The 4035-nt window shown below is 63.9% G+C and carries 3 protein-coding genes and 1 pseudogene; 3 read left to right on the top strand and 1 reads right to left on the bottom strand.

Going from position 1 to position 4035, the window contains the following annotated elements:
• A pseudogene (locus Q4P21_RS15925) lies at positions 1-1973 on the top strand (hypothetical protein); the annotation flags it as partial.
• A gap of 74 nt (positions 1974-2047) precedes the next feature.
• The gene (recR, locus tag Q4P21_RS15920; protein WP_303389699.1) at positions 2048-2647 is read left to right on the top strand and encodes a recombination mediator RecR; all 600 of its coding nucleotides are present in this window, start codon (positions 2048-2050) and stop codon (positions 2645-2647) included.
• 47 nt (positions 2648-2694) lie between these two features.
• Here the strand turns inward: recR and Q4P21_RS15915 are convergent, their stop codons facing one another.
• Positions 2695-3540 (bottom strand): helix-turn-helix transcriptional regulator, encoded by an 846-nt coding sequence (locus tag Q4P21_RS15915; protein ID WP_303389698.1) that lies wholly within the window; start codon positions 3538-3540, stop codon positions 2695-2697.
• A 78-nt stretch (positions 3541-3618) separates the two neighbouring features.
• On the opposite strand from Q4P21_RS15915, the gene Q4P21_RS15910 reads away from it, so the two are divergent.
• On the top strand, positions 3619-4035 hold a 417-nt coding region (locus Q4P21_RS15910; protein ID WP_303389697.1), incomplete at its 3' end, for a dihydroxy-acid dehydratase.

Genomic DNA, 4035 nt, shown 5'->3' with positions numbered 1-4035 from the left:
GAACTCAGCCCTCCCGAACATGGGACGATCTCCCCACACCCACTGGCAGTTCTGACTTCACCAGTGCAACGGCAGGCGCATCGCAGCACGACTCGTACCAGTCGGAGAACCCAGCACAGACGCAACCGGCGCAGCAGCAGGCGCAGACTGCCATCCCCCAGCCTGCCCAGCAGGAACCCGCACCGCCCCCATCAGCGCAACCGCAGCCATCCCAGCCCGCCGGCTCAGCCAATGCAGAGCAGCCACCGGCCACCAGCAACCCTGTCCCTGCCCCGGCGGGCGGCAATGTACAGGCTGGCAACGCAACAGGTATTGAAGTTATCCGCCGTGCATGGCCGGAAATCCTTGGCTCGCTCCGTGGAATCAGGATGGCCTCCTGGGCCATCGTGACCCAGAATGTTGTGCCACAAACCTTCGATGGCCGTGAGCTTCGCGTGGGACTGCCCTCCGACGGTTTGATCGGCACTTTCAGCAACAGCGGCCACTTGGAGAATCTCCAACGCGCCATCAACGACGTGTTGGGTATTTCAGTGCAGATCCTGGCTGTTTCAGGAGAAGCTCCGAAGGCGAGCTCTGAGCCAAACCCAAAAGTTCCAGCTGGTAATTCGGCTCGTCCGCTGGACGGTGCTTCGAAAAGCGGCTCGGCCGGGCAGAGCCCGAACAGCAATGGACCGGTACTCGGAAACGAGGTCGGTGCTCGAACTGGAGCAGGCACTGAAGCTGGAACTGGAGCAGCTGTGGTTGCTCCCCTCGATTCATGGGGTCTGCCCACTGAGGCAGCCACTCCAGCCTCGCCTGCTTCTGAGTCCGCCCCACGTCGCGCCCAGACGCCAGCCGCCGTCCCCCACGCCGGGGAGCCTGAAGTAAAGCCAGCAGTTGCCCCAACCCCATCGACATCCACTGCACCTGCCGCACCTGCCGCGAATGCTCCCAGCGACTCCCCCGACTACTGGGACGGCCCAACAGAACCCAGCGACTCCTGGGATGAGCCGGGTCCCGATGCATACCCTGCTTCCGATCCGTACCAGGACCAGAGCCAACACCGAGATCAGAGTCAAGGCCGAGACCAACAGCCTGCTCCAACGGCGCTCTCCGCAACCCAGGAAACCATCCGGGCTGCTGTCCCTGTGGTGCACACTCCCCCGCGGGTCTCGCCCATTTCAGCCTGGACCACCGGCTGGGATGCCCCGGTCAGTACACCTGAAACTGCCATGCCTGCCGCAACTGCAAGTCCGGAAGTTCCCAGGCGAAGCGCCATCCTGGCTGAACAAATTGCCCAGCAGGCTAACAAGGGGGCAGCCGAGCCGGCACCGCAGGACTGGGGTGTTTCGCTGGGACAGACAGCGCGCTCAAACATTCCCGATCCTGGCTGGGGCAGCATGTCCACTGCCCCCGACTGGGCACAAGCAGGCAGCCCTTCCCCTGAAGCCCCGTCGGTGCCGCGCGCGAACTCCGTGGAAGAATCCACTCTTTCCGGTACGAGCGAAGCCGCCCCGATTGCTACCGAAGCACCTACGGTCTCCGCCCCGGATCGGCCATCCAGTGTGCCGGAATCACCAGGTGGGGAGTATTCCGTACCAGCTGGCCCCTCACCAGCGTCCCCGTCGTCCATAGGCACGGACTCTGAGCCGCGGCAGGACTTCGAAGCAGGGCAACGGTTCAGCTCCGGCGCCGAATCTCAGCTGGGTGAGTCCCCCAACTACCCCACCCCCGCGGCAGCTGCGCAGGAGGTACCGGCGTCGAACACGGCACAAGTCGGGGCGAAGCTGAGCATGTATCAGCGCCTGGCCAACAGCTCTGCAGCACAGGCCGGACGCACGCAAACGTCACCAGGCGCGCCAGCAAAAGCCCCGACAGTAGAGGATGTCCCCAGCCCGGACGACGTCACCATCGAGGAATCCGGCGTTGTCGGGCAGGCCGCTGTGGAACGAATTCTGGGCGGCGTGCTGATCGAGGAACGCCCAATTAATTAGTCGCACGGCACCATCCATACGGCATAGCAGCCCGGCGGTAACCAGCATTTTCACGTCAAGAGACAAGAGGCATTGTGTACGAGGGAGCAGTTCAGGAGCTCATTGACGAGTTGGGCCGCCTGCCGGGCATCGGGCCAAAGTCCGCCCAACGGCTGGCTTTCCACATTCTCGAGGCCGATACCGAGGACATGCAGCGCCTCGTCAAGGCGATCGTCACCGTGAAGGAACGGGTGAAGTTCTGCACCGTGTGCGGCAACGTCACGGAGGCGGAACTGTGCAATATTTGCCGTGACCCGCGCCGGGATCCGAGCATTATTTGCGTTGTGGAGGAATCGAAGGATGTGCTTGCAGTGGAGCGCACCCGCGCCTTCCGCGGCAGGTACCACGTGCTGGGCGGGGCCATCAATCCCATTGCCGGGATCGGCCCGGACCAATTGCGCATCCGCGAACTGCTCACTCGTCTAAACGACAGCCAGATCCAGGAAATCATCATCGCCACCGACCCCAACCTCGAGGGCGAAGCCACAGCCACCTACCTGTCGCGGATGCTCAAGACCATTGGCATCGCGGTGACACGTCTGGCGTCCGGCCTGCCGGTGGGCGGCGACTTGGAGTACGCCGACGAAGTCACGCTGGGCCGCGCCTTCGAGGGCCGCCGCAACGCCCTGGGCTAATAATCGAGTGCGCAGTAGATGCCTATGTTTGCGGGCAACATTGGCATCTACTGCCCACTCGAATCATGAAATACCGCGAGCGCTGCAAGCCGGTCTTTGGTGGGCGTGCCGGGGGTTGGCACGTACAGCACAAAGTGCAGTTCGGGCGCGTCCGCCGGCACCAGCCGGTGCTGCTCAAACGTCAGTTCGCCCACGCCAGGGTGGATGAACACCCGCTGCCGGGACGCAAAGCCCTGAACGCCGTGCTCGGCCCAAATCCTGGCAAACTCACCACTGGCAGCCGCCAGTTTGGCCACGAGCGCGGTGTGCGCCACCGAGCCCAGCCGGGGGCCCGCCTCGGCCCTGAACTCAGCCACAAAGAACCGCGAGGTCTCCTCCCAGTCCGGGAGCATGCGCCGCAGTTCCGGGTCGGAAAAGATCAGCCACAGCAGGTTCCGCTCGGTGGGATCCACGTCCGCAATGCGTGAATACAGGCACTCATAGGAATTGTTCCAGCCGGCAATTCCCCAGTCCGGCGCCACGGCGAACGCTGGAAAGTCCAGGGCATCCAGCAAACCCTGCAGGTGTGGCGGCACAGCGTCAATGGGCGCCACTTCCGCCATGGGCAGCGGCGCGTAGCCGCCCATGGCCAGTAGGTAGCCGTTTTCGGCGGCACTGAGCCGCAATACCCGGCCAATGGCCGCCAACACCTGGCGGGAGGCGTTGATGTCCCGCCCCTGTTCAAGCCAGGTGTACCAGGTGACGCTGACGGCCGCGAAGGCCGCAACTTCCTCCCGACGCAGGCCCACGCTGCGGTTGCGGCCAATCGGCGGCAGGCCGTGTTCGGCTCGGACTAGGTGTGCGCGGCGGTCACGGAGAAACTGACCCAGCTCCCGCCGTCGTTCTTCATTCATTCCAACAAATCTAGCACTGCCACTACTAGTAGCAGCGCCGTCTTCCGGAGCGGGCAGAAAAGCTGCTTAACTACTCTTATGCCTCCATTACGTTCAAGAACAGTCACCCACGGCCGCAACATGGCCGGCGCCCGCGCCCTCATGATGGCCTCCGGCGTTGCCAAGTCAGACATCGGCAAACCGATCGTTGCCGTCGCCAACTCCTTCACCGAGTTCGTCCCCGGCCACACCCACCTCGCTCCGGTGGGCCGCATAGTCTCCGACGCCATTCACAAGGCCGGCGCCATTGCCCGCGAATTCAACACCATCGCGGTGGATGACGGCATCGCCATGGGCCACGGCGGCATGCTCTACTCGCTGCCTTCGCGCGACTTGATCGCCGACTCGGTGGAGTACATGGTCAACGCCCACTGTGCCGACGTGCTGGTGTGCATCTCCAACTGCGACAAGATCACCCCCGGCATGCTCATGGCCGCGCTGCGCCTGAACATCCCC

It is taken from the genome of Arthrobacter sp., assembly GCF_030540645.1.
Lineage (GTDB): Bacteria > Actinomycetota > Actinomycetes > Actinomycetales > Micrococcaceae > Specibacter.
The sequence above is the reverse complement of the archived record's forward strand: the minus strand, read 5'-3'. Positions and strand labels throughout refer to the sequence as shown.

What these genes read in the sequence shown, in the direction of transcription:
- Q4P21_RS15915 (WP_303389698.1), bottom strand. Translation starts at nt 3,540, where the DNA reads ATGAATGAAGAACGACGGCGGGAGCTGGGTCAGTTTCTCCGTGACCGC.